This is a genomic window from Vibrio sp. 10N.222.49.C9, from assembly GCF_041474985.1.
GTDB lineage: Bacteria > Pseudomonadota > Gammaproteobacteria > Enterobacterales > Vibrionaceae > Vibrio > Vibrio crassostreae_C.
The window spans coordinates 1-292 of record NZ_JBFRVD010000700.1; the positions used below are offsets into that span (position 1 = coordinate 1).

Here is a 292-nt window from a genome sequence, read left to right on the forward strand (position 1 = left end):
CCTTTTTGTTAATTTTGCTACAATGCTTTGCGTTGTAAGCAAGGTTTTTTAATCTTTGCAAAAGTGCAATTTAATACTAAACGACAGAAAATAGGACTTATTCCATGTCTAAGATCTTCGATTTTGTAAAACCAGGTGTTATCTCTGGCGACGACGTACAAAAAGTTTTTGAAGTAGCAAAAGAAAACAAATTTGCTCTTCCAGCGGTAAACGTTGTAAACACTGACTCTGTAAATGGTGTACTAGAAGCTGCGGCTAAAGCTAAAGCTCCAGTAGTAGTTCAGTTCTCTAA

The 292-nt window shown here is 36.0% G+C and carries 1 protein-coding gene; it reads left to right on the forward strand.

Annotation, left to right across the window (positions count from 1 at the left end; translation table 11 throughout):
- Positions 1-104: 104 nt before the first annotated feature.
- On the forward strand, positions 105-292 hold a 188-nt coding region (locus AB4585_RS25155), incomplete at its 3' end, for a class II fructose-bisphosphate aldolase (protein WP_372171487.1).